The organism is Arthrospiribacter ruber (assembly GCF_019343195.1).
GTDB lineage: Bacteria > Bacteroidota > Bacteroidia > Cytophagales > Cyclobacteriaceae > Arthrospiribacter > Arthrospiribacter ruber.
Genome location: NZ_RPHB01000005.1, coordinates 382,801 through 405,717 on the forward strand (window position 1 = coordinate 382,801; position 22,917 = coordinate 405,717).

The following is a 22,917-nucleotide window of genomic DNA, read 5'->3' on the forward strand; positions in this document are numbered from 1 at the left end:
ATTAAAAAAAACAGTATCTTTTGCTTCAGGGCTGAAAGACTAAATTTTTAACAAATTAGAGAAATATGAAAGAGGAATATTTCAAATGGCACTCACAGTACCTTCATAGAGAAGTACAAATGCTGGTTTTTGGACATCAGGGTTATCCTGTGATCCTTTACCCTACATCCATGGGCTCATTTCATGAAAACAGAGACATGGGACTGATCCAGTCTGCCAAATGGTACCTAGATGAGGGCCTCATACAGATTTTCTGTCCTGAGAGCAATGACCGGGACAGTTTTTACAACAAGCATATACATCCCCATCAAAGGATACAAAACCATGTGGCCTACGACAAAATGATCTGCCACGAAGTCGTGGAAAGAGTCAGGCTGAATACAGGTGTAGGAAAAGTAGTGATGGCAGGCTGTAGCTTCGGAGGTTACCATGCTGCCAATTTTGCATTCAGGCATCCGGGCTATGTCAGTCATATGTTTTCCATGTCCGGGGCTTTTGAGATCAGGAATTTTATGGATGGATACTACCATCAGGATGTGTATTACAACTCTCCATTGGAATACTTGCCCGGTCTCCACGACCAGGAGCTTTGGAAAATGGACATCGTGCTCGGCACTTCCAATTGGGACATTTGTTTCGATGCCAATATCCGGCTTTCTGATGTCCTGGAGGGCAAAGGGGTGAGACATTGGCTGGATGTCAGAAAAGACCGTCAGCATGACTGGCCGGTTTGGAAGGAAATGTTCCCTCATTATTTATCAAGAATCAAATTCAATTAACCAATATCAATCATTTATGAAAAAGATAGGAATCCTATTTGGCATGGAAGACACTTTTCCCCATGCATTTGTCGAAAGAGTCAATGAGAAAAAAGAAAAAGGCATCATAGCTGAACCCGTTTCTATAGATAAAGTCGTGCAAAATCAGCTTACTGAGTATGCTGTCATTATTGACAGGATTTCACAGGATGTACCTTTTTATCGGGCTTATCTGAAAAACGCGGCACTTACAGGAACTGCCGTCATCAATAATCCTTTTTGGTGGTCAGCAGATGACAAGTTTTTCAACAATGCCCTAGCTGACCAACTTGGTGTACCTCTTCCAAACACGGTAATCCTTCCATCGGCAGAACATCCGACTGACACTACTGCAAAATCATTCAGAAACCTCAAAATGCCATTGGATTGGGAAAGCATTTTTGACTATGTGGGATTCCCGGCATATATGAAGCCCTATGCAGGAGGCGGATGGAAAAATGTCTACAGGTTGGAAAACAAGGAAGATTTCTTTGCCAAGCATAGAGAAACCGGACAGCTGGTCATGTTGCTACAGGAAGAAATTGTCTTTGAGGAATATTTCAGGGTGTATTGTCTAGGAGGGAAAGCAGTGAGGATCATGCAATATGAACCGCGCAATCCGCACCACTTGCGCTATGTGGTAGATGGACCACCTTCTTCCAAAAAACTTTTGAAAACGGTAAAAGATTATACCATCAAGCTTTGTCAGGGCTTGGGATATGATTTCAATACAGTAGAATTTGCTGTAAAGGACGGCGTGCCTTATGCCATTGATTTTGGCAACCCCGCCCCTGATGCGGATATTAACTCTGTAGGACAGGCCAACTTTGATTGGGTGGTAGAGGAAGCCGCCAAAATGGCCATTGCCTATGCCAAGTCTCAAAAACCGGGAAAAATCAACTTGACCTGGGGCACCTTCATGAAGGATGCAGTCAGCATGGCCAAAAGATTTTAATGCGAATCCGGGTATTGCGGGGATAATGAATGAATCAGCATTTCACCTTCGTCCCCGCAATCATCTTGTATCAAAAACCATAATTTAGTATGAAGAAATTACCCGTATTCACCTTAGGTGTGGAGGAAGAATATCAGATCATAGATCCTGAGACAAGAGACCTACGCTCGCACATGTCCAAAATCGTAGATGGAGCTAAAATCATCCTCAAAGAACAGGTGAAAGCAGAAATGCATCAATCTGTAGTAGAGGTAGGCACCAATATTTGTCAAAATGTAGCAGATGCCAGAAAGGAAGTATCTTTTCTGAGACGGAAAATCGTGGATCTTGCCGGTGAACAAAACCTCATTGTCGGAGCAGCAGGAACCCACCCTTTTTCCAAATGGCAGGAGCAGCCCATTACAGATGATCCACGATATGACAAGATCATCAAAGAACTGCAGGACACGGCCCGTTCCAACCTTATTTTTGGCCTTCATGTCCATGTGGGGATTGAAAACAGGGAAGTAGCCTTGCACATCATGAATCAGGCCTGTTATTTTCTGCCACATATTTATGCATTATCGACCAACTCCCCTTTCTGGGAAGGCAGGGATACTGGTTTTAAGGCGTATAGGGCACATATTTTCGCCAAATTCCCAAGAACCGGTTTGCCTGAATACTTTGATTCTGTGCAGTCTTATGACAATTTTCTGGAGACACTGGTCAAAACCAACTGTATCGACAACCCTAAGAAAATATGGTGGGATTTGAGGATGCATCCTTTCTTTTCTACCATTGAGTTCCGCATTTGCGACATGTGCCTGACAGTCGACGAGACCATGTGCCTGGTGGCATTGATTCAGGCGGTAGTGGCCAAGCTCTATAAAATGCACATGATGAACACCAGCTTCAATGTCTACAGGATCGCTCTGATCAGAGAAAATAAATTCAGGGCAGCCCGTTACGGGACTGAAGGGATGATGATAGATTTTGGGCAGAAAAAAGAGGTGGAATACAAAGCCCTGATGCTTGAACTCCTGGATTTTGTGGATGATGTAGTCGATGAACTCGGCAGCAGGGAAGAAATCAATTACATCCATAAGATTTTAGCAGAAGGTACCGGAGCAGATAAGCAGCTAAAGGTTTTTAACGAAAATCACGATCTGGTAGAAGTAGTAGATTTCATAACCGGAGAATTTACCAAAGGCATTTGACATCCCTTCGGAGCTGAGCTCTGTCCTGATGGAAAAAATTCCTTTCCTATAATCGGCTGGTAGATTTACTGATATACACTATCTTGCGCCCTTATTTATCGAAAAATATCATGCAGGAAAAAATTAAAGTGGCCATTTTGGACATGTATGACGGGGAGCCAAATCAGGGCATGAGGTGTATCCATGATATTATCAACAGGTTTTCTGAAGAGCTTTCTTTCAAAGTATATGATGTCCGTGGAAAGGCAGAATTGCCAAATCCGGAAGAGTACCACCTATATGTTGCCACTGGCGGACCGGGCAATCCTTTGGAAGGAGATGGCAATTGGGAAGTCAAATTCTCTTCTTTTCTGGATCAAATCTGGAACTGGAACCTCAACCAAGAAAGGAAAAAATACATCCTATTTATTTGTCATTCTTTCCAGATGGCTGTGAAGCACTTTGGACTGGCCGAAATCACCAAAAGGAAATCCACTTCTTTTGGAGTAATGACCATACACAAAACGGAACAGGGCATGAATGACCCTCTTTTTGAAAATCTGGATAATCCTTTTTGGGCGGTAGACTCCCGGGACTATCAGGTAGTGAAGCCTCATCAGAAAGTATTCAAAAAACTAGGGGCCAAAATAATCGCTTTGGAAAAGATCAGAAGCCATGTAGAATACGAAAGGGCAATTATGGGTGTAAGGTTTTCTGATGAATTGGTAGGGACACAGTTCCATCCTGAGGCGGATCCGGTGAGTTTTCTCAATCACCTGAAAAAACAAGAGGTGAGAGAAAAGTTGATCCAGCAAAAAGGTAAGGCAAAATACCGCACCATGCTGGAAAGGTTGGTGGATGAAAATACCATATACAAAACCAACGAAACCCTGATTCCTAATTTTCTTAGGCAATCCATCGATAAGATAAAAAAAGAACAGCAGCTACAATTGACTTAAAGCCATGATCGAGACACAGAGAAAAAGGTTCAATGAAGCATTTAGCAAAGAGAAATACCAAGCCTTCCTTAATGATATCACCGCAGACTTTGACTACCTCCCTACCTTTAGGATAGCAGAGACGCCCTTTTTCTTACCCGATGCGCTCAAGTCTCAATTGTTGGAAGGAAGCCAACAGGTCATAGACTTTATTCAGAGAGATGATTTTCGGTCGATCACCCAAAAATCCCTCTTGGTCAATTCCAATGTCCCTAATGAGGATGCTCACACCCAGTTCTTGGCGATTGATTTTGGGATTTGTGAAGAAGAGGGCAATCTGATTCCAAAGTTAATAGAAGTACAGGGATTTCCTTCAGTCTTTAATTTCCAGTACCATTTGTTCCAAAAACTCCGCAAACAATATCCCTTTTTGGAAGGGCTTACTCCTTACTTAGGTGGCTTGGATGAAGAGGCTTACATGCAAAAGCTAAAGGAAACCATCCTCAACGGCCATCGACCTGAGGAAGTGGTTTTGTTGGAAATCGAACCAGAAAAGCAAAATACCAAAATCGATTTTTACTATTGTCAAAAGGACCTGAATATTCCCATTTGCTGTGTCACCGAAATCCTCAAATCGGGGAATAAACTCTATTATCAAAATGAGAATGGTGAAAAAATCCATATCAAAAGGATTTATAACAGAGTCATTTTTGATGAGCTTGAACTGAGAAAAGACCTGAAGCTGAACTTCAGCTTTATGGATGACCTGGATGTAGAATGGGCAGGGCATCCAAATTGGTTCTTTAGAATATCAAAGTTTATACTGCCATATCTTCAAGGCCCTTATTTCATAGAAACCAAGCTGCTCAGCGAATTGGAAATTATTCCTGAGGATCTTGAAAACTACGTGCTCAAACCTTTATTTTCCTTTTCGGGAAGCGGTGTAATCTTTCATGTCAAAAAAGAAGATATAGAGGCAGTAAAAGAAAAAGACCTGTATATCCTACAAAAAAAAGTACACTATTCCCCGGTGCTTCAAGCTCCGGACGGCAAAGTAAAAGCAGAAGTAAGGATACTGGCTGTATGGCCGGAAAAAGACAAGTCCCCTACCCTTATGGGCAACTTGGTAAGGCTAAGCCGCGGAGAAATGATAGGTGTAAAGTTCAATAAAGACAAAGACTGGGTGGGTGGTACCCTGGGCCTTTTCGAAAAAACATAAAAAAGACCGCCAAATTGATGGCGATCTTTTTTATAAATAAACTTACCTGTTTCTTTTTTCAGGATCTTCTTGCGGAGTCATCCAATTTGGTCTTGATTCTCTTTCCTCTAATTTGACAAGCTTCCCATCTTCAAAGGTGGCCAAAACAAAAAACCTCTCTCCTCTGTCCACTCGGTAGGTCGTTTTTCCATTATCCAAGTTGCTTATTTTGGCATCTCTGTTTTGCCTCAAAAATCTTCTCTCCGTCATGCCTTTTTCAAATTCAGGACGTGGGAGAAAAATCCCACAAGACCCTAACATCATTAAAGTTGCAATAAAAACTATACCTCTTTTCATAATTATATTTTTAATTCTATAGAAAAAGGTACAAAAATTTTGCCATAATATTTACAATTGATGCTTAGGCAATTAGATGTTTACCCCTCTGAATATTGTCTTAGGCATTTGGAAGATGAAGATTTTGCTTTACCTTTGTGGACTAGCGGCACGACCAGCTCCTGCTGAATCCCCCAGGTCCGGAAGGAAGCAAGGGTAGGCGGTTGTAGCGGTGCGATGCCGCTTCTTTTTTTGCCTTTCAGTTTCGGGACTCTTCCAATTCCCCATTATTCAGTTAACTTTGTCCTTCATCAAACAAAACCTTTTAACCATGAAATTCTTTATAGACACAGCGAACCTGGAAGAGATCAAAGAGGCATATGACCTAGGAGTGCTGGACGGAGTGACTACCAACCCTTCACTAATGGCCAAAGAAGGCATCAGTGGAGACGAAAAAGTCAAAGCCCACTACAAAGCCATCTGTGATATTGTGGATGACAATGTAAGTGCGGAAGTGATTGCTACTGATTTTGAAGGCATGATCAAAGAAGGCCTAGAGCTGGCCAAAATTGACAGCAAGATCGTAGTTAAAGTCCCAATGACCAAAGATGGTGTTAAGGCCATCAAATACTTTTCCAATGAAGGCATCAGAACTAACTGTACCTTGGTATTTTCAGCTGGTCAGGCACTTTTGGCTGCCAAAGCAGGCGCTACATTTGTATCCCCCTTCCTTGGTAGGCTGGATGACATTTCTTTTGACGGTCTCGAGCTAATCGAACAGATTGTTCACATTTACAGCACTTATGGATACGCTACACAGGTATTGGCAGCTTCTGTAAGACATACCATGCACCTGATCAAGTGTGCAGAACTTGGTGCAGATGTGGCTACCTGCCCGCTTAAGGTTATCACAGGCCTATTGAAGCATCCTTTGACAGATTCCGGTTTGGCCCAGTTCTTGGCTGACCATGCCAAAGCCGCAGGAAAATAAAAATGATGTAATTGAACTAAGCCGGAGGTCCTATCCCTCCGGTTTTTGAATTTGTTTCCATTTAGCCAAAACATTTCAGCAATTCCAAGGTAATAACACCACATCATCACCGTTAAGATTTTTTACCATGTACATCATCAAAGTAAAAGGTAAAGCTAAAATTCCCGATTACATTCAGATCCGTGATCTTAATTTTGTCCTTGTGGCCTATTTCAGAGCTGACAGACCCATGAAAAACCTGGAAAAGTTTGGACTGGAAGGGAAAGAAAAAGAACTCGAGGAACTGATCAACCAACTGCCATTCGGCAAACTCCAAAAATTAGAACTGTAAAATGGACTTTGGAAACCAGGCAATCATAAAAGTAAGCAATGCACACATTTTTCAGGGAATGGATGCCATTCTTCAAAATGTAGAATTTACCATTGACCAGGATGAGTTTGTATTCCTGATCGGTCGTACCGGAAGTGGAAAAAGTTCCTTATTGAAAACCCTCTATGCTGACCTACCTTTAAAAATGGGAGAGGCTGAAATAGTCGGTTTCAACCTTCAAAAGATCAAAACAAAAGAGATCCCATTCTTGAGAAGGAAATTGGGAATCGTCTTTCAGGACTTCCAGCTTTTCCCGGACAGATCTGTTGCGGAAAACTTATTCTTTGTCATGAAAGCCACCGGCTGGAAAGATAAATCCAAAATGAACAACAGGATGATCGAAGTACTCCTAAGGGTAGGATTGGCAGACGCTTCCACCAAGATGCCACACCAGCTTTCCGGAGGGGAGCAGCAGCGTGTGGTAATCGCCAGAGCACTGATCAACCAACCTTCCATCTTATTGGCGGATGAGCCTACAGGAAACCTTGATCCTGACGTTGCAGATGGTATTTTCAGATTGTTTCAGGAAATCAACAAAGAGGGAACTGCCATCCTTATGGCCACACACAACCACGACCTCCTAAGGAAATATCCCTACAGGGTACTCAAATGCGAAAAAGGTAAGTTATTGGATAGTAAAACAGCGGATATCTCCATCAATACCTCATTTTAATTGAGGTATTTTTTTTTGACTTTTCCCTTATATTTTTGTACCATTAGAAGCTAAAAAAAACACTGGTACATCTACAAGTGTTTATAAATGGACCAACGGATACTATCATGATAAAAATCTTAAAACTCTTTCTGTCTCTATCTGTAATGACATTGGTGTTTTTTTCCTGTCAGGAAAGAGAAGATCCTGTGGAAACTGAAAAAAGAAATTCCAGAAACGGAAAAATCAATATATGGATTCAAAACCTTATGGATCAGGGCTATTATTGGCTTGAACAGATGAATGATCCTATTGCCATTGATTCTGACCCGGAGGAGTATTTTAATGCCTTGCTATTCAAGCCTACTGACAGGTATTCTGCCATCTTCCCAAATTACCAAGAAATAGCCAACAGCCTGCAAGGAATCCGTAGAGAAGCAGGATATGAAATCCTGCTTGCCAGAGAAAGTCAGAACAATGAAAATGTACTGGCATTTGTGGCTTATATCAAAAAAGGAAGTCCAGCTGAAGAAAAAGGGCTGAAGCGTGGAGATGTGATCACTCAGATAAATGGAACTACAATCACCCTTTCCAATCGTCAAAGTCTGCTAAGTTCCCGTTCAGAAAACCATTCTGTCAGCTTTCTCAGGTACAACCAAGAGGAAGATCATTATGAGCCTCAGCCAGAGGTAAGCCTATCCACCGTTCAGCTCTCCGAAAACCCTAACTTCCTTGATACAGTTTACACAGTTGGAAATCAAAAAATAGGTTATGTAGTCTACCACTTCTTTGCAAGGGGTATACCGGGCCAGGAAGATAGATATGACAGGCAAATGGATGATATTTTTGCGAAGTTCAAATCAGAAGGAATCAATAACCTGATTTTGGATTTTCGCTATAATGGAGGAGGTTCCTTAGCCAGCACACTCAACTTGGCCTCTTTAGTAGCTCCAAATGTCACTACTGAGGATGTATTCCTGGAACAAAGATACAACAGCTTCTTGAGCCAATTTGAGGAGTTTCAGGATGACAACCTTGAATTCCTGTCCAAAAGCCAAAACTTGGGACCTATTCTGGAAAATAACAGGGTATACATTCTTACCACCGGAAGGACAGCTTCAGCCAGTGAAATGATCATCAATGGACTAAAACCATACATGGATGTCAAATTGATCGGAACTACCACTGAAGGTAAAAATGTGGGTTCCGCCTTACTTCAGGATAGTGACAACCCTGAAAACGATTTTGGCATGATGCCTATTATCACCATGCTTTTCAACAGTGCCGGACAGTCCGACTTTATCAATGGTTTTGCCCCGGATATCGAAGCGGAAGAATTGAGCCAAAGATTTTTGGCTCCTCTAGGAGATACTGAAGAGTATTACCTGAGATTAGCCATAGACGATATTACAGGCAGTTCATCTGCTACAGAAAGAAGAGCACAGGTAGATAGGATTCAATTGGGGGATTCTTTTGCCAACAAAGCCTACACTGGGAGGACCATTATCGAAGATTTCAAATTTCCTCAAAAGCCCTAACAGTAAAGCTGTCAAAAAAAAACTGACAGCTTTTTTAATACTTTATGATTTCCTCTTTAGAAACTTTTGTTTTATATCAATGGAAAGGGGAATTGACAGGACTTTGTTTTCTTTGTAAAAACCCAAATAGTCATGATAAAATCCAGTAATAATCCATCAGAGCATCCTGCATTATTAGAGATTTGGGAGGCCTCAGTACGTGCCACCCATGATTTTTTGACAGAAGAAAAAATCCAGGAAATCAAACAGATCATAATTGAAGGCAAAGCCTTTTCACATGTGGATTTGTATTCTTTCTTCGATCTGGAAGGCAATAGACTGGGTTTCTTAGGATTGTCCTCAGACAAAATCGAAATGCTTTTTATCCATCCTATATATCGTGGACAGGGTGTCGGACAAGCACTGACTAGATTTGCCATTTATGAGAAGAACATTAGCCGTGTCGATGTCAATGAGCAAAACCAGCAAGCTGTCGGTTTTTACAGGAAGATGGGTTTCGAAACTTTCAAGAAAAATCCGCTTGATGCGCAGGGAAATCCTTTTCCAATCTTAGAAATGAGCCTCAACAAATAGATATTAAATTGAAATATAAAGCCCGTTTTAAAGAAATAATTTTTGACTATTTACTTCCTAAAAATTTATGTGCAGTCTGACTTTCCTGAGCATTGATGTCTGACCTTTTAAATACTTTTATCAATGTCATCCACAAAATCCTTAAGTCCAACCAAAAATTCCTGTGATCCACATACCAAACATCCAGTTCGAACTTCTTTTCCCATGAAATCGCATTTCTTCCATTCACCTGAGCCCATCCGGTAATACCGGGAAGCACTTCCATTCTTCTTTTTTGAAAATTATTGTATAAAGGAAGATATTCCATCAATAAAGGCCGGGGACCGACCAATGACATATCCCCTTTCAACACATTGAGCAGACCGGGTAATTCATCCAGACTTGTGGACCTAAGCTTGGTTCCAAAAGGTGACAGCCTCAACTCGTCAGGCAAAAGTTCTCCATTAGCGTCTCTCTTGTCAGTCATTGACCTGAATTTCATCATCTTAAATGGTCTACCGTTTTTCCCTGGTCTGACTTGCAAAAATATAACAGGTCTCCCAAGTTTGACTGCTATCAATACAGCCGTAATCAACATAATAGGCGACAATAAAAGCAAGGCAATAAAAGAAACACTAAAATCAAAAATCCTTTTAATCATGAATAATTATTTGATCAAAAATAGAGGTGATTTATATCAAAACAAATTTCAAGATAAACTTGAAGCAATCTCTTTGATCTTTTCCCATATTTTGCTTTCCACAGGCACCCCATTTTCCATGTTGGACTTTCTGGTCTTTAGAAGATGCTCCCCTGGATACCTTACTGCTTGACCTTCAAATACTGCCGATCTTTTTAAATCTTCCAAAACCTCGACAACCTGTTCTTCCATTTTGTCTTGATCAAGTCCTAATTTGACTGGAGAAATGCTGATAAAAACCTGGGACAAACATGTTTCAGTTCCTTTCCCTGCCACTTGATGTACCGAGTTTCCTCCTGATAAAACTGCACATAGGATATCCAACATCAAGGACAAACCTGCCCCCTTCCAAAGTCCTATAGGCAAAGCCAATTCGTTGTTTAAAACTTTTTCCGGATCCTTGGTCAGACCACCCTTATCATCAAATCCAGCCTCAAAGTGAGCCTGTTGGCCAGCACTTTTGAAGAGTTGTAGCCTGCCATAAGCAAACTGGGACATGGCCATGTCCAGCAGTAAAGGTCCATCCTTTTTCGGAATTGCTATGACCAGGGGATTATTGCCAAGTTTAGGTTCACTTCCTCCCCAAGCGGGCATGTTGGGCTTGGTATTCGTAAAGCAAATCCCAATGCAGCCTTTTTCAGTTGCCTGTAGCCCATAATTCCCTGCACGCATCCAGTGATTGGTATTTTGTAGGGCAACCATCCCAATGCCATTCTGCATTGAAAGCTGAATCGCCCTATACATGGCAAATTGGGCATTGAGTGGCCCTGCTCCTGATCTGCCGTCCCAACGTTCGAACATCCCCATTTGGAGGATTAGTTCAGGACTTGCTTTAGGGTCCACGATTCCCCTGTCCACAAATTCACAAAAAAGCGGAAACCTGTTCAGTCCATGGGATGGCACGCCATCCAAACTAGCTTGGGCAAAAAGCCAGGCACAGTTTTCTGCCTCAGACTGAGAAAATCCTTTACTATTGAGAATTTCTGTCAGTTGCTTGAATATTTCCGCAAAAGGAATTTTGATGCATTCTACCATTACCTAAATATAAATTAAAGATACTTACAGCCACAGTAAACTTGGAAATATTCCTGAAACAGTAAATTTCAAAGGATGTGTTCTAGGAATGTTGCAAAAAAGTTTTCAAAGATTTCACAGGAATTTTTGATTGTTTCAACTTTACCTCTACTTTTGCCAACCTGTTAGAGGAAGTATGGTAAAAAACCTGCAACCTTGAATGGAACTCGGGGTGTAGCGTAGCCCGGTATCGCGCCACATTTGGGATGTGGAGGTCGTAGGTTCGAATCCTGCCACCCCGACTAAAAAAGCTTCTTCTTTATTGAAGAGGCTTTTTTTGTTTATTGAGGAAGTCTTTTTGCTTAAGTTAAACTCCAATTGACTCTCTTCGCTGGAGGCATTCAATATCATACTTTTTAATTGGTTTGAGATTTTTTAAGAAAAGAGAACACAAAAAAAGAAAATCCACCCTGCTATCAGAATCAGGTAGACAAAAATCCTACCCAAGCTTCTTTTGGGACTAGGATAAAGATGATATAAAAAAAGCCACCTTGATAACAAGGCGGCCTTTAAGAGAATCGGGGTTGTAAGCGGATTATTTTTTTAAAACCTCCTCATAAAATCCCCTGACATCTTTTGTCATTTGATCTAAGGAAGGCTTGTGAATATAGACCATGTGTCCTGATTCATAATACTTCATGCTGATATTATCCCTCAATTCAGGAGCTACCATCATGTGATCTACGGTATATTCTGTAGCAAAGAAAGGTGTAGCCAAATCATAATAACCGTTGATGAACATCACTTTGAGGTAAGGGTTTTTGTGAATGGCATTTCGCAAGGTTTCAGAATTGTTCAGGTATTCATTTTGAACATTGCTATAGTTCCAAGGCCTCACTCTTCCTGTGAGAATTTCATATGCCAGGTTACTTTCAAAGCCCAGTTCCCTACTCACATAATCATTGATCGCCATGCTGTAAGGTCCATAAATGGCTTTGTTGTAACTTGGATCAAATTCAAAGCCTTCGCCGGCATGATCCAAATCAAGACCAAGAATTCGCCCGTCAAGCCTACCCACAGTTTGCTTTCTGTCTCTCAAAAGCTCTTTTACAAACCTTCTGATATGAATTCTGTAATGGGTATTCTCCAGGTATTCCTTAGACAGACCTGTGTATTGGTGAAGTTTGTCAGCAAGTCTTAGCTTATCATCTTCTGTAAGCTGGTCTCCCTTCATAAGCATGGTAGCGTACTCCCCTTTTGCATATTGTCTGACTTCTTCGATAAAAGCATCTAAGTCAGACACCTCGTTAGGCAAAGCCTTATGGTATTCAGCAATGGCTGCATAAGTAGGAAGATACATGATGTAAGGAAGGTCATGCCCAGGTGCGAAATTAAGCGTGGCAAAATTAGTGACCGCACTGATCATGATGATGCCATTGAGAAACATGCCATACCTGTCCTGTAGGTAACCTGAGAGCCCTGCTGCCCTGGTCGTTCCATAACTTTCTCCAGATAGGAATTTGGGAGAATTCCATCTCTTAAACTCCGATACATAAGCCCGGATAAAATCCCCAACTGAAGCAATATCCTCCACGTAACCTAGAAACTGCTTCTTATCTTCACCTTCTGCAGGTCGGCTATACCCTGTTTCTATTGGATCTATAAATACGAGATCTGTTTTGTCCAACCATGTGTTGGGATTATCAATGACATTGTAAGGAGGAGGCAATGCTTCTCCATCTTCGGTCATTTCAATCATTCTTGGACCCAGACCGCCCATGTGCAGCCATACTGAAGAAGAGCCAGGCCCACCGTTAAAAACGAATGTTATTGGCCTATCTTTTGGATTGCTGACATTTTTGAGGGTATATGCAGTGAAGTAAAACTTTGCTTTGGGTTTGCCGCCCTCATTGGACATATGCATGAACCCGGCAGTGGTTTTATAACTTAGGGATTTTCCTGCAGCCTGTATGCTGTGGTCCTTTTCGCTCACTTCCAACTCCTGCATGATAAGCTGATTCGGGTTGGCGGCTGCAGAAATTCCCTGTGCCATAAGCGAAGAGCCTGCACTCCCCATCCAGAGGAGGCAGGCTAGGCATGAAATGTATATAAACTTAGCTTTCATTAACGGTAGGCTGGATTTTGAACCATATTGGAATTGGTGAAGATTTCCGAATTTGGAATCGGGAACACATACCTTCCTCTGTCCCCTATGGAGTAGGTGGTAGATCCCGTAGTTCTTGGCAAATCAGTAAACACCTCAATTGCTCTATCCGTCCTTGTCATGTCAAAAAACCTGTGGCCTTCAATGGCAAATTCAAATTTTCTTTCTTCAAGTATCAAATCTATCAGTTCTTCACCACCAGAGGAACTCACATCAGCTAATCCTGCCCTGTTTCTGACAGCATTGAGATCAGAAATAGCCCCTGAAACATTTCCTTGTCTCGCTCTGGCTTCTGATCTGATCAGGTACATTTCAGCAATCCGAAGTACAGGAACGTTGGATGCATTTTGCAATTCATCGAACTTGGTGGAATAATATACCCCACCAAAAGCAGGATTTAAGGCAATAAGATCACTTCTATCATCTTCTCCCTGCCTGTCAAGCAATTGTTGGGCAAAAGGCTGATGGAAGCTCAGTCCACCCCTACCATTGAGCGATGCAGGAAAATACCACTGTCTGAATCCACTGAAATCCACTACATTATAATGCATTTCAAAGATAGATTCTGCAGAGAAATCTGTTCTGAAGATATCAGAGAAGGGTTGTACCAGCTCGAATGAACCTTGGTTGATTACCTGTGTAGCTTTGGATTCAGCTTCCGTCCAGTTATCCAGATAAAGACTATGCCTGGCCAACATGGCTGCAGCTGCTGCTTTAGTTAATCTAGAACGAGAAAGAAAGTTGCTTGCTCTGGATTCAGGCAAAAGGCTTTCACCTTGCTCGAGATCCATCCTTGCCTGATTCCAGGTTTCTTCAAGGCTAGCTCTTTCTTTGAAAGCATCTTCACTGACTCCTATTGAAGGCTCAGTTTCTATAATTACTCCCAGTTCCCCATATTTTCCAGGTATACCTCCAAAATAAGTAGCCAGGTGAAAATACATCATTCCTCTGAAAGCGTAGGCCTGACCCAGCATATCGTTGATTCTTTCCTGTGAAAGGTCAGGGACGTTCGGTGCAAAAGCAATGATGTTATTGGCCAAATCTATAGTCCTATAAATCTGCGTGTAAAGATCATCTATTTCGGTATTATCAGGTGTCTGTCTGAATTCATCTATTACATTAAAGTTGTCCCAGGTATCTACTGACTGCACAAGGTCAGAAGCCAGTTCGCCCAAAGTCTGTACCCTCCAGTTGTATACCAATTGTGCTTCATTGTAAAGCCCATTAAGGGCCGCCTCTGCATTGACTGCATTGGCAAATGCTTCTTCAGTAGCAATCTGAAACTGAGGATCCTGATCCAGTACATTACAACTTATTCCTAGACCGGACAGGATAAGCCATCCTGCCGCTATTCCTTTATATATATGCTTTTTCATTTTCGTGGTGGGTTAGAAGGTTAAGTTTATTCCCAAAGTATAGGTTCTAGGCTGTGGCATTACAGCGATATCTACCCCCGCTACCAAATTAGACGGGCTGGTACTTACTTCGGGATCCAAACCTGTGTAGTTTGTCCAAGTGATCAGGTTCTGAGCTGCTGCATAAAGTCTTGCTCTTCCCACTCCCACTCTAGAAGTGATTGGAGACGGAATGGTATAACCTATGCTGGTATTTTTCAATCTTAAGAAAGAACCATCCTCCACATGACGTGAAGGTCTCAGATCGGCGCTATAGTTTCTTGAAGACATTCTGGGAATATCCGTGATATCTCCTGGCTGCTGCCATCTGTCCAATTGTTGGGCGGAATACCCTGTGGTCCTATCTCCCCCATGTTCGAAGAAGTAACGGCCATAGTTCAAAATGTTACCCCCTTCTGAAAACTGGAAGAAAACCATGAAATCCCAGTTTTTATAGTTGACCATATTGGTCCAACCTCCTACATACCTAGGGATGGCAGTTCCAAAAATCTGTCTGTGAATATTTGGATTAAACTCCTCGTCACCCATGGTGTCCCAGATAATATCACCAGTCTGTGGATCTACTCCTTCCTGTACATGGACCCAGAATGAATTCATTGGGTATCCTTCTTCTACCCTCACATAATCCCTAGTGAAGGTAGTAAATGGAAATGCCAGTCTTTTCACCAAGTTGTTGTTTCTTGATACATTAAAGCTAGAAGTCCAAGTGAAATTTTCTTTTTCAATAATAGATGCGTTTATCCCCAATTCAAAACCTCTGTTTTCCATTTCCCCGAAATTTTGTGTCAGCACACTGAATCCTAGAGATTTTGGAACAGGTACATTCAAAAGAAGGTCTTTTGTCTGCTTGTCGTAGTAATCAAATGTTAGGGTAAGCCTATCATTCCAAAGACCTACATCAAAACCAATATTAAACTGAGCGGTAGTTTCCCACCTTAAGTCTGGATTGGCAAGTTGATTGGGAGCAATTCCAGGGGCATCCACATAGGAAGCCGGACCTGTAGGCTGGCCTACACCACCGAGGTTCAACCCTCCTCGCATTCCTCCCCAAAGCCCTAAAGCCTGGAAGTCACCGATTCCACCTTGGTTACCTGTGATACCATAAGAAGCCCTGATTTTCATATCTGAAACTGTACCTCTAATGCTTTCCATAAATCCTTCATCGATCATTCTCCAAGCACCTGCCACGGAAGGGAAATAGCCCCATCTGTTATCTGCACCAAATCGGGAGGAAGCATCCGCCCTCATATTGGCAGTAAAGAGGTATTTACCTTTATATCCGTAATTTACCCTTGTAAAAAATGAGGCTATACCCCAAGAAGTACCCGTAGAACTGGAGTTCTTGACGGCGGCAGACTCAATTCTTTTGAAGGAATTGGATGGAAAACCCTGACCCATAGCCTGGGTTCTTAAGAACTGGTTTTCCTGCAAAGTATTTCCCAAAAGAAGGTTTATGTTGTGCTCACCGAAGTTTTTCTGATAGGTAAGCACATTCTCATTGATCCAGTTGTTGCTTCTGGTCACATATGACTGGGCGGAACCATTGATGGCCTCACCTGCTGCAAGGAAAGTATTGAAATACCTGTCTTCCTCTACTAGGTTGTTGTCTATACTCCAAGTACTCCTAAAGACCAAACCATCTGTGATTTCCCAATCGGCAAAAACACTACCAATGATCCTGGTAGTCTTCATCAGGTAGTCTGTTTCGTTGGCTACAGCAACCGGGTTTTCCCAAAAAGGTCTATGGTAGGAACCATCCTCATTATAAATAGGATAATTACTTGGATAAAAGAAGGCCGTGGAAAGAGCTCCTTCAATGGCATTCCCATTCAGTGCCCTGTCTCTGGTATTCACGGAATAAGTGGCGCTTGTACCTATTTTCAGGCTTGGAGTCACCATAAAATCAAGGTTCATTCTGGCACTGCTTCTTTCGAACTCAGATGGCCTTACCAGACCCTCCTGATAGAAGTTGTTTGCTGAAACAAAGTACTTGATTCTTTCATCACCTCCAGCAACAGAGGCATCCAAGCTTCGGATGGACCCAGTTTGGAAAATTTCATCAAACCAATTGGTATCGATTGCACCATCCGGGTTAGGGAATGGTGCAGCGTAAGGCTGTCCTGAAGAATTTGGAGCGTCCAGAGACCCATAGCGATCTATCCAGTTGTTACGACTGGCTTCGTTTTGAAGTCTTTCAAACGTAGGACCATCCACCCTTAGGTCATTTGGATTTCTCCAAGGCTCAGAAATACCACCATACATTGTAATATTTACGACAGGTTTTCCTGCTTTACCTCTTTTGGTCGTAATCAAGACTACCCCATTGGCAGCTCTGGCACCGTAAATCGCTGTAGCGGAAGCATCTTTCAAGATTTCCATTGACTCGATGTCGGCTGGATTGAGATCAGCAAGTGGGTTTACCGGCTGACCAAAAGTAGTGGCAGCGATATTGTCCGAAATAATCGGTACTCCATCAATTACGTAAAGAGGGTCTGAATTACCAGTAATAGAGGTAGTCCCCCGAATCCTGATGTTCATGCCACCGCCAGGTTCACCAGATTCTGTGTTGACCACCACCCCTGGTGCACGGCCCTGAAGCAATTGATCCGGCGAAGTAATCGGAAGGTTTTCTACATCTTTTCCTTTAATAGAAGAAATAGAACTCGTCAGGGTCCTTCTGTCCTGCTCTCCATAACCCACTACAATTACTTCAGAGAGGTTTTCTGTATCTGGAACCATGTTCACATTGATACTTGACTGGTTGGCCACCCTTATTTCTTGCCTATTGTATCCGACAAAGGAAAAAACCAACACATCATCAGCCGAATTGACTGAGATGGAAAACTGACCATCAAGGTCAGTAGTGGTGCCAATTCCGGTCCCCTTGACCAGAATATTTACACCAGGAATCCCCTCGGGTTCTTCTTCCGAGGTCACTCTACCCGTAACTGTCCGGGATTGGGCATATACGCTGATGACTGCAAGCAACAGCATACATGACGTAAGTAAAGCTTTTCTCATGGTATGATAATTTAGTTAGTACGAATCTAAATTCTTGATTTATACCTTATTATCAAAACCATTTACATAAGAATAGTGCTATAAAAATAATTTTACATACTAATAGTTTAATTATAAATGATTAAAGGTAAATAAATATTATTAATGGCATTGTTTTCATTAAATAATTATTGAAAAAGTATCATTTATAGTTTAGTATTCAAGGAAATGGAAGTGGAGAGCATGTCCCCACTTAGATTTATGCAAAAGGCTGGTCAATAGCAGGGCTGGGCTGGGAAAAGTAAACAGGACCATCGTCTCCTATGTACATACAATCCTCTACCCTAACTCCAAATTCTCCTACTATATAAATTCCCGGCTCATTGCTGAAGCACATTCCTTTAGCCAAAGGTGTATCATTCCCTCTTACCAAGTTGGTCCATTCGTGTCCATCCATACCTATTCCATGACCCAAGCGGTGAGAGAAATATTTATAATCAGGTCCAAAACCTCCTTCTTCGATTACTTTTCTGGCAGCCGCATCTAGGTCTTCACATGTTACATTTTGGTTTTTGGCCAATTCAAATGCCGCTGTCTGCGCTTCTTTTGCAAGGTTCCAGACTTCTTTATGCCGATCTGTCGCCTGACCGAACACAATGGTTCTGCTGATATCAGACTTATATCCTTCTATGGTACATCCACCGTCAGCAAGCACCACATCCCCTTCCTTTAAATACTGCACAGTACTGGATCCATGGGGAAAAGCAGTCCATTCTCCAAAATTGGCCCCAATAGATCCCGTAGCTCCTAGGGCTTTATGTGCCTGCGAGGCTATTTCCCTGAAATCATCCTGACTCATTCCTTCATATAAGGAATCAAACAAAACTTTGTAGGCTTCTATGGTAATGTCATTGGCTTTTTGCAACAATGCAATTTCAGCAGGCGATTTATATATCCTGCAACCTGCCGTAACGGGATCTGCCAATACATAATCGAAAGAAGACGCCTCCTTTTTGATCCCGTCAAAAAGGAAAAATCTACACCTTTCTTCAATACCCATGGTGCCTGACCTTCCAGCTTTGTCAGAAAGAATTCCTTTAACAAGAGCATAAGGGCTTTCATGCTCTTCCCATGTCCTGATTTCGGAGCCGAACTTTACCAACTCCCCTACTTTATCCTCCTCAAATTTGGGGCAGACATAAATAGGCTCTCCATTGGCCGGAATGACAGCAGCTACCATTCTTTCAGACAGAAAAAAATCAAAATCCAAAAAATACTTCATGCTGGTACCAGGCTCCAGAAACAAGGCATCTACGCCATTTTTCTTCATCAGCTCCTGCGCTTTTCCGATTCTCGATTGCCTCTCTTCCCTGCTGATCGGCTTCACGTCGGCAGTCATATTTTTTAGTTTACTAAAATCAGGCTTATTTCCTGATGCGGGGTCTTTCTGGTTTTCGGCAGCACCTGAACAGCCCACAAATGGTAAAGTTATTGCCGGGGCAATTGCCGCCGCTTTGATAAATGCTCGTCGGTTAAAGTTCATCATATTTGGTTGGTTAGTGAATTTTATGGTTTAGGGAAACAGCCCCCTTAAAGACACCTTTGAACTGAGACTTAAATTTCATTGTACCAAGAAGGATGTACAAAGTACTAAGTACGAAGTGCCAAGTACAAAGAACCACTTAGCAATTGTCAAATATACTGTGTTGGACTGTCGCCTCTGTACGCCAATGAAATTGCAGGTTATTTTTCGGGTCTGTTGATTAGGAATAGAATGTATATAATTACTATTTGGGTTTGCCCTCTGTCATGATCTTACTCTGTTCAAGTGCTTATCTCCTCAACCTCAACTCAAGATTCCTGGAAATAAGGTATTGGTTGAATGCCGGGATTTCTTCTTCTATCAGCTTCTGATACTGCACCTGTATATCGTCCAATTGCTTTCTAAAGACATCATATACCTCTACCTGTTGATTGGTCGGCCTGAAATCAGCACCAAATCCTCCGATATCACTGGCCAAAGCGGAAATTCTGCCATAGAGTTTCATTGGGCTCCTGAAGGCATCTTCCCTCGCACCGGTAAGATTGACATCAAACAACTCCCCTTCGATCTTGAGGATTTTATCTTCGAGATCTTTAACTTTTACAGCTACTTCTTCATCATTCTGTAGGACGATCAGCTCTTCTAATTCCTTTCTTATTTCTTCTATTTCATTGATAGCCGTGACCACTTCATTCATGGCCTCATTGAGTTTGAGAGAGAATTCCACTTGCTTCTCTATGTCTTCCAGGGTCCCCGCCGTGTTAGGATCTTTGATAACCTCCACAGATTGCTTCACTTTTTTTCCATCCACAATAAGATGGACTTCATATTCCCCGGGAACCACCCTTGGACCCAACTGCCCTCTATATAGGTCGAGATCCCATGTTACCAAAGGCCTAAATTCCCTGCCTTCCAGTTTGACCCAAGGTTTGTCCGGCGGAGCCACCAAAAGTCTCGGCTCGAGGGTTCTTTCGTAGCGCAAATCCCACCAAACTCTATTGACGCCCTCATCCTTTTTACCATCAAGTGTCCGGACAAGCGTCCCGTCCTTTTTCCTGATTTCTATACTTACCTTTCGGGCAGGATCACTGAGATAATAGTTTAAATCCATTCCATAGGGAGGATTAAAGCCCGTTGTCATAGACCTTCCTTCAGTTTTTATCCCTTGAAGTTCATGAAACCTATATGCCGGTCGCTGGTTAAAAAGGTGGACTTCTTTGGTCAAGACATCTTCATCCAATTCCCTGATTGGGGTAATATTGTCCAAGATATAAAAGCCCCTCCCATATGTCCCTATCACAAGGTCCCTGAAATTTTCCTGAATGGTCATCCAATAAATCGGTACAGGAGGAAGGTTATTTCTCAACCTGAACCAAGACGCTCCGTCATTCTTGGATATATAAAGCCCTTTGTCAGTCCCTGCGTAAAGCAAACCTTCTACAAGCGGATCCTCTCTGGTCACATGCACAAAGCTGGATTCCGACTTTTCTATTCCATCAGAAATCAAAGTCCAGGTCTTTCCATAATCGCTCGTTTTGTACACATAAGGATCAAAATCACCTAGCTGATGGGCATCCACGGCGATGTAAGCAGTACCGGGTTGATGCCTTGAAGGCTCTATACTGGTGATGGTACCCAACTCAGGTTTACCTGGAATATTATCCGTAACATTTTCCCAGTTTTCCCCTCCATTTTTGGTGAGATGAACGAGACCATCATTGGAGCCAACCCATATTAACCCATCTTCCAAGTGGGATTCGGCTATGGCAAAAAGAACGGAAGCATCAAATGTCATCAGGTTATCTATAGCTATTCCCCCAGAAGCTTGCTGGTGGGATTTGTCATTTCGGGTAAGGTCAGGGCTGATGATTTTCCAGCTCTGCCCGTAGTCCTCCGTCTGATGAACAAATTGACTTCCCACATATACCCTCTTGTGGTTATGCGGACTGATAAATATAGGAAAAGACCAATGCCATCTATATTTGAGGTCCGCTGGAGCCCAACCATAACCTGCTTCAGGCCAAACCCTCACATCTCTTGCGTGTCCGGTTCTAAGGTCGTATACCTGTAGCCCACCGTCATAGCAACCTGACCAAATGATATTATTGTCTTCGGGATCAGGTATCGCCCAGCCACTTTCACACCCTCCCACTGCATGCCAAAGGCCAAGAGAAATACTTCCCTGTCGTGAATTGCTGGGACCTCTGTAAGAATAGCCATCCTGCCTGTTGCCATAGACATTGTATGGAACCTGATTGTCTGTCCAAACATGGTACATCTGGGCATTAGGAAAAACATATTGCCTGTAGGTTTTTTGCTTATTTAGTGTAACACCCATCCCTCCATCATGAGCAACCATAATCCTATTAGGATTTAATGGATCTACCCAAATGTCATGGTTGTCGCCACCTGCCCTATAACCGGCATCTGCCAAGGTCTTACCACCGTCTTTGGAAGTACTGAAGCGTACGGATGCAAAATACACCTCATCCGGATCATCTGTAGAGACCCTTAATCTGGTATAATACGGAGCCCTTTCATTGATGGTGTGATTTATCATGGTCAGTTCCCATGAATCACCCCCATCTATAGACTTCCACAATTGTGGGCTGTCCATTTCAAAAAGGGCATACACTACATCTGGGTTACTGTAAGCAATCGCCACCGAGGACTTGCCTACAGGATTATCTTTTCCGCCGGGAAGCCCATTATTTTTCATTGGCTCCCAGGTTTCCCCTCCATCTTTACTTCTGTAGATCCCTCCTCCTGGACCACCACTGGTCAGGCCATACGTTTTAATATCTATAGACCAAAATGCTGCAAACAAAATATCCGGGTTTTTAGGGTTCATGGCAAGGTCACTTGCACCAGTTCCCTCATCCACAAAAAGCACGTGGTCCCATGTATCTCCGCCATCGGAAGTTTTGAAGATTCCTCTTTCTTTTTGTGGCGCATAGGTATGTCCCAAAGCCGCAGCATATACCACATCAGGATTTCTGGGATCTACTTCAATCTGACTGATTCTTGCGGTTTCCTTTAATCCTTTATGTTGAAAGGACTTTCCTGCATCCGTCGACCTGTAGATTCCATTCCCCATGGCATGTGCAGGTCGTATCAAAAATGTCTCTCCGGTACCCGCCCAAACATGGTCAGGATTGCTCGGAGCCAAAGCCAAAGCAGATACAGATGATATATCCTGATCATCAAAAATAGACGCCCAGGTACCCCCTCCGTCTTCTGATTTGAATAGTCCTCCGGAAGCCATTCCCACATACATGGTAAGCATGTCTCCCGGAACTCCACGAACAGCTATGGTCCTGTTGCCATCAGGACCTATAAATCTGAAATCCAATTGATTAAAATATCGGGAATCTACCTGCGCAAATGATTCAGATACAGCATATAGGAAAATAGAAATTACAAGTAAAGTTTTTCTCATAGCGGATATATTTGGGGAAAATTCTGGGTTTATGCTGAGGGGTTCCTCCTTATTAGGATGACAGATTGAAGGTACAAAAGATAATTTCCCAGCCTGAACAATAATATTTCAGCGGTTAAATACTACTGTATTGCCATTGA

General features: G+C 42.4%; 18 protein-coding genes, 1 tRNA gene and 1 other RNA gene. 12 read left to right on the forward strand and 8 right to left on the reverse strand.

Features of this window, described 5'->3' with window-relative positions; all coding sequences use genetic code 11:
- The first annotated feature begins 65 nt into the window (after nt 1-65).
- The 5 genes from EGN73_RS12375 (at nt 66) to EGN73_RS12395 (ending at nt 5,084) form a co-directional block, all read left to right on the forward strand.
- Nucleotides 66-779 carry an esterase family protein gene (locus tag EGN73_RS12375; protein WP_219290176.1) on the forward strand — a complete coding sequence of 238 codons (714 nt, stop codon included), beginning with the start codon at nt 66-68 and terminating at the stop codon, nt 777-779.
- Between the two features lie 16 nt (nt 780-795).
- Complete coding sequence (locus EGN73_RS12380) at nt 796-1,752, forward strand: ATP-grasp domain-containing protein (protein ID WP_219290179.1); 957 nt, start codon at nt 796-798, stop codon at nt 1,750-1,752.
- An 89-nt stretch (nt 1,753-1,841) separates the two neighbouring features.
- Nucleotides 1,842-2,948, forward strand: coding sequence for a carboxylate-amine ligase (locus EGN73_RS12385; RefSeq protein WP_219290182.1), 1,107 nt, complete (start codon nt 1,842-1,844; stop codon nt 2,946-2,948).
- A gap of 110 nt (nt 2,949-3,058) precedes the next feature.
- On the forward strand, nt 3,059-3,886 hold the full coding sequence (locus tag EGN73_RS12390) for a type 1 glutamine amidotransferase (protein WP_219290185.1): 828 nt from the start codon (nt 3,059-3,061) through the stop codon (nt 3,884-3,886).
- Nucleotides 3,887-3,890: 4 nt separating this feature from the next.
- Complete coding sequence (locus tag EGN73_RS12395; protein ID WP_219290188.1) at nt 3,891-5,084, forward strand: hypothetical protein; 1,194 nt, start codon at nt 3,891-3,893, stop codon at nt 5,082-5,084.
- Nucleotides 5,085-5,126: 42 nt separating this feature from the next.
- Here EGN73_RS12395 and EGN73_RS12400 read toward each other — a convergent pair whose 3' ends face one another.
- Nucleotides 5,127-5,420 (reverse strand): hypothetical protein, encoded by a 294-nt coding sequence (locus EGN73_RS12400; protein ID WP_219290191.1) that lies wholly within the window; start codon nt 5,418-5,420, stop codon nt 5,127-5,129.
- A 142-nt stretch (nt 5,421-5,562) separates the two neighbouring features.
- Between EGN73_RS12400 and ffs the strand changes: the two genes are divergently transcribed.
- The 6 genes from ffs to EGN73_RS12430 all read left to right on the forward strand — a co-directional run bounded on the left by ffs (nt 5,563) and on the right by EGN73_RS12430 (nt 9,523).
- Nucleotides 5,563-5,649: signal recognition particle sRNA small type (ffs, locus tag EGN73_RS12405), an RNA gene on the forward strand.
- Nucleotides 5,650-5,730: 81 nt separating this feature from the next.
- Nucleotides 5,731-6,390 (forward strand): fructose-6-phosphate aldolase, encoded by a 660-nt coding sequence (gene fsa, locus EGN73_RS12410; RefSeq protein WP_219290193.1) that lies wholly within the window; start codon nt 5,731-5,733, stop codon nt 6,388-6,390.
- Between the two features lie 127 nt (nt 6,391-6,517).
- Entirely contained in the window at nt 6,518-6,721 is a 204-nt protein-coding gene (locus EGN73_RS12415; protein ID WP_009033271.1) for a hypothetical protein, read from the forward strand.
- A gap of 1 nt (nt 6,722) precedes the next feature.
- A complete protein-coding gene (locus EGN73_RS12420; RefSeq protein ID WP_219290195.1) occupies nt 6,723-7,433 on the forward strand; it encodes a cell division ATP-binding protein FtsE in 711 nt (236 codons plus the stop codon).
- A 107-nt stretch (nt 7,434-7,540) separates the two neighbouring features.
- Nucleotides 7,541-8,950 carry a S41 family peptidase gene (locus tag EGN73_RS12425; protein WP_219290197.1) on the forward strand — a complete coding sequence of 470 codons (1,410 nt, stop codon included), beginning with the start codon at nt 7,541-7,543 and terminating at the stop codon, nt 8,948-8,950.
- Nucleotides 8,951-9,082: 132 nt separating this feature from the next.
- Nucleotides 9,083-9,523 carry a GNAT family N-acetyltransferase gene (locus tag EGN73_RS12430; protein WP_219290199.1) on the forward strand — a complete coding sequence of 147 codons (441 nt, stop codon included), beginning with the start codon at nt 9,083-9,085 and terminating at the stop codon, nt 9,521-9,523.
- A 46-nt stretch (nt 9,524-9,569) separates the two neighbouring features.
- Here EGN73_RS12430 and EGN73_RS12435 read toward each other — a convergent pair whose 3' ends face one another.
- Both EGN73_RS12435 and yiaK read right to left on the reverse strand, forming a co-directional pair.
- Nucleotides 9,570-10,163 carry a sugar transferase gene (locus EGN73_RS12435; RefSeq protein WP_219290202.1) on the reverse strand — a complete coding sequence of 198 codons (594 nt, stop codon included), beginning with the start codon at nt 10,161-10,163 and terminating at the stop codon, nt 9,570-9,572.
- A gap of 48 nt (nt 10,164-10,211) precedes the next feature.
- Nucleotides 10,212-11,237 carry a 3-dehydro-L-gulonate 2-dehydrogenase gene (yiaK, locus tag EGN73_RS12440; protein ID WP_219290205.1) on the reverse strand — a complete coding sequence of 342 codons (1,026 nt, stop codon included), beginning with the start codon at nt 11,235-11,237 and terminating at the stop codon, nt 10,212-10,214.
- A gap of 207 nt (nt 11,238-11,444) precedes the next feature.
- On the opposite strand from yiaK, the gene EGN73_RS12445 reads away from it, so the two are divergent.
- Nucleotides 11,445-11,518 (forward strand) — tRNA-Pro (locus tag EGN73_RS12445).
- A 293-nt stretch (nt 11,519-11,811) separates the two neighbouring features.
- On the opposite strand, the gene EGN73_RS12450 is transcribed toward EGN73_RS12445, so the two are convergent.
- The 5 genes from EGN73_RS12450 to EGN73_RS12470 all read right to left on the reverse strand — a co-directional run bounded on the left by EGN73_RS12450 (nt 11,812) and on the right by EGN73_RS12470 (nt 22,777).
- Nucleotides 11,812-13,341 (reverse strand): S10 family peptidase, encoded by a 1,530-nt coding sequence (locus EGN73_RS12450; protein WP_219290208.1) that lies wholly within the window; start codon nt 13,339-13,341, stop codon nt 11,812-11,814.
- A complete protein-coding gene (locus tag EGN73_RS12455; protein WP_219290210.1) occupies nt 13,341-14,756 on the reverse strand; it encodes a RagB/SusD family nutrient uptake outer membrane protein in 1,416 nt (471 codons plus the stop codon). The genes EGN73_RS12450 and EGN73_RS12455 overlap by 1 nt, the downstream gene beginning before the upstream one ends.
- 12 nt (nt 14,757-14,768) lie before the next feature.
- The gene (locus EGN73_RS12460) at nt 14,769-17,816 is read right to left on the reverse strand and encodes a SusC/RagA family TonB-linked outer membrane protein (protein ID WP_219290213.1); all 3,048 of its coding nucleotides are present in this window, start codon (nt 17,814-17,816) and stop codon (nt 14,769-14,771) included.
- Between the two features lie 238 nt (nt 17,817-18,054).
- Complete coding sequence (locus EGN73_RS12465) at nt 18,055-19,341, reverse strand: M24 family metallopeptidase (RefSeq protein ID WP_246611565.1); 1,287 nt, start codon at nt 19,339-19,341, stop codon at nt 18,055-18,057.
- 286 nt (nt 19,342-19,627) lie between these two features.
- Nucleotides 19,628-22,777, reverse strand: coding sequence for a glycosyl hydrolase (locus EGN73_RS12470; RefSeq protein WP_219290217.1), 3,150 nt, complete (start codon nt 22,775-22,777; stop codon nt 19,628-19,630).
- Between the last annotated feature and the right edge of the window lie 140 nt (nt 22,778-22,917).

Bases quoted from the DNA above. Each gene is read 5' to 3' on its own strand.
- EGN73_RS12435 (WP_219290202.1), bottom strand. From the start codon at position 10,163: ATGATTAAAAGGATTTTTGATTTTAGTGTTTCTTTTATTGCCTTGCTT.
- EGN73_RS12470 (WP_219290217.1), bottom strand. From the start codon at position 22,777: ATGAGAAAAACTTTACTTGTAATTTCTATTTTCCTATATGCTGTATCT.
- EGN73_RS12425 (WP_219290197.1), top strand. From the start codon at position 7,541: ATGATAAAAATCTTAAAACTCTTTCTGTCTCTATCTGTAATGACATTG.
- EGN73_RS12455 (WP_219290210.1), bottom strand. From the start codon at position 14,756: ATGAAAAAGCATATATATAAAGGAATAGCGGCAGGATGGCTTATCCTG.
- fsa (WP_219290193.1), top strand. From the start codon at position 5,731: ATGAAATTCTTTATAGACACAGCGAACCTGGAAGAGATCAAAGAGGCA.
- yiaK (WP_219290205.1), bottom strand. From the start codon at position 11,237: ATGGTAGAATGCATCAAAATTCCTTTTGCGGAAATATTCAAGCAACTG.
- EGN73_RS12395 (WP_219290188.1), top strand. From the start codon at position 3,891: ATGATCGAGACACAGAGAAAAAGGTTCAATGAAGCATTTAGCAAAGAG.
- EGN73_RS12465 (WP_246611565.1), bottom strand. From the start codon at position 19,341: ATGATGAACTTTAACCGACGAGCATTTATCAAAGCGGCGGCAATTGCC.
- EGN73_RS12460 (WP_219290213.1), bottom strand. From the start codon at position 17,816: ATGAGAAAAGCTTTACTTACGTCATGTATGCTGTTGCTTGCAGTCATC.
- EGN73_RS12380 (WP_219290179.1), top strand. From the start codon at position 796: ATGAAAAAGATAGGAATCCTATTTGGCATGGAAGACACTTTTCCCCAT.
- EGN73_RS12385 (WP_219290182.1), top strand. From the start codon at position 1,842: ATGAAGAAATTACCCGTATTCACCTTAGGTGTGGAGGAAGAATATCAG.
- EGN73_RS12420 (WP_219290195.1), top strand. From the start codon at position 6,723: ATGGACTTTGGAAACCAGGCAATCATAAAAGTAAGCAATGCACACATT.
- EGN73_RS12415 (WP_009033271.1), top strand. From the start codon at position 6,518: ATGTACATCATCAAAGTAAAAGGTAAAGCTAAAATTCCCGATTACATT.
- EGN73_RS12430 (WP_219290199.1), top strand. From the start codon at position 9,083: ATGATAAAATCCAGTAATAATCCATCAGAGCATCCTGCATTATTAGAG.
- EGN73_RS12450 (WP_219290208.1), bottom strand. From the start codon at position 13,341: ATGAAAGCTAAGTTTATATACATTTCATGCCTAGCCTGCCTCCTCTGG.
- EGN73_RS12390 (WP_219290185.1), top strand. From the start codon at position 3,059: ATGCAGGAAAAAATTAAAGTGGCCATTTTGGACATGTATGACGGGGAG.
- EGN73_RS12375 (WP_219290176.1), top strand. From the start codon at position 66: ATGAAAGAGGAATATTTCAAATGGCACTCACAGTACCTTCATAGAGAA.
- EGN73_RS12400 (WP_219290191.1), bottom strand. From the start codon at position 5,420: ATGAAAAGAGGTATAGTTTTTATTGCAACTTTAATGATGTTAGGGTCT.